Raw genomic sequence first — 1,853 nt, 5'->3', positions numbered from 1 at the left:
GGCCTGCGGGGCGACCTGCGGCATGCCGACGGTCTGCAGGATGCGGGCGATGATCTGGTCGGGCGTGACGTCGTCGGCGAGGGCGTCGTAGGACAGCACCAGCCGGTGCCGCAGCACGTCCGGGATGATGTCGACGACGTCCTGCGGCACGACGTAGTCGCGACCGCGCAGCAGCGCCAGGGCGCGCGCGGCGGAGATGATGCCGAGGGTCGCCCGCGGGGAGGCCCCGTAGGCGATCCACCCGTCGACCTCGGTCAGGCCGATCTCGCCGGGGGCGCGGGTGGCGAAGATGACGCGCACCACGTAGTCGACGAGGGCGTGGTGGACGAACACGCGGTTGGCGACCTGCTGCAGGCGGATCAGCTCGTCGCTGTCGAGGACCTGCTTGGGTTCGGGTGCGGCCACCCCCATGCGGTAGACGATCTCGCGTTCCTCCTCGACCGTGGGGTAGTCGACGAGGACCTTGAACAGGAACCGGTCGCGCTGGGCCTCCGGCAGCGGATACACGCCCTCGTTCTCGATCGGGTTCTGGGTGGCCATCACCAGGAACGGGTCGGGCATGGGGAAGGTCCTGCCACCGATCGTGACGTGCCGTTCGGCCATCACCTCGAGCAACGCGGACTGTACCTTCGCCGGGGCCCGGTTGATCTCGTCGGCGAGCACGAAGTTCGCCACGACGGGCCCGAGTTCGGTGTCGAACGCCTCGCGGCCCTGCCGGTAGATGCGGGTGCCGACGAGGTCGGTCGGCACCAGGTCCGGGGTGAACTGCACGCGGGAGAACGAGCCGCCGACGACCTTCGCGAACGTCTCGACCGCGAGGGTCTTGGCCACGCCGGGAACACCTTCGAGCAACACGTGGCCGCGGGCGAGGACGCCGACGAGCATCCGCTCGACGAGCCGGTCCTGACCGACGATCACCCGTTTGACCTCGTAGATCGCCTGCTCGAGCAGGCGCACATCGTGTGCCTGGTCCGACGTGCGTGCCGCGTCCCCGGCCGGGGCGGCCGCGGCCGCCGTGGCGGTCTTCGCGTCCGACGTTGCCGTGCCCGACGTGCCACCCTCGCGTGAGGTCACCAAGAATCCACCGCTTTCGCCTAGGTCGTTCCTGCTCGAAGTCACCTACCCACACCACTATTCCAGGTGCCGGACGCCCCCGCCGTCGCCGAGCCGACGCCCGCGGTCACCGGTGTCGAGCGAGCCCGCCTCCGGCCGGGCCGAAGCGGTGCCTCAGGACACCATCCGTACCACGTACGGGGTCATGCCGTCCCAGCGTACCGGTGAGATCTTCACGTGCGAACCCGACTGCGGCGCCTCGATCATCTGCCCGTCGCCCAGGTAGAGGCCCACGTGCTGGCTGGCGTTCGGGCCGTAGAAGATCATGTCGCCGCGGCGCATCTCGGCCGACGGCACCTGCTCGCCCGCGGTGTACTGGTAGCCGGTGTAGTGCGGCAGCGAGATCCCGATCCCGGCGAATGCGTAGATCATCAGCCCGGAGCAGTCGAAGCCGACCTTGTTGTAGTCCCCGTAGCTGTCGGCGACGCCGCCGTCGCGGATGCCGAGGGTCGGACCGTTCTCGTCGCCACCACCCCAGGCGTAGGGCACCCCGATCTGCGACATCGCCCGGTCGATCACCGTTTCGACGGCGGCGGTGCCGCCGAGGGTCGAGCCCGGCTTGGGAGTGGTCCTGGGCCGGCTGCGGGTCGGCGGAGACGTGGTGGTGCCCTCCTCCTCGACCGGGTCGGCGCGGTCGGGGATCGTCGAGTCCTCCGAGTCGGACTCGCCGCTGCCGTCGGTCGTCGGCTCGCCCGATCCGTCGGTGCCGTCCCCCGATCCGTCGGTGCCGTCCCCGGATC

Annotated in this window: 2 protein-coding genes; both read right to left on the bottom strand. The window is 70.4% G+C overall.

Annotation, left to right across the window (positions count from 1 at the left end; translation table 11 throughout):
• On the bottom strand, positions 1–1,074 hold a 1,074-nt coding region (locus tag CQZ88_RS19625), incomplete at its 3' end, for a MoxR family ATPase (protein ID WP_102800181.1).
• A gap of 153 nt (positions 1,075–1,227) precedes the next feature.
• Positions 1,228–1,853: NlpC/P60 family protein (locus CQZ88_RS19620; RefSeq protein WP_258008690.1), on the bottom strand; the 626-nt coding region annotated here is incomplete at its 5' end.

It is taken from the genome of Rhodococcus sp. ENV425, from assembly GCF_002887785.1.
Taxonomy (GTDB): domain Bacteria; phylum Actinomycetota; class Actinomycetes; order Mycobacteriales; family Mycobacteriaceae; genus Rhodococcus; species Rhodococcus aetherivorans.
The sequence above is the reverse complement of the archived record's forward strand: the minus strand, read 5'-3'. Positions and strand labels throughout refer to the sequence as shown.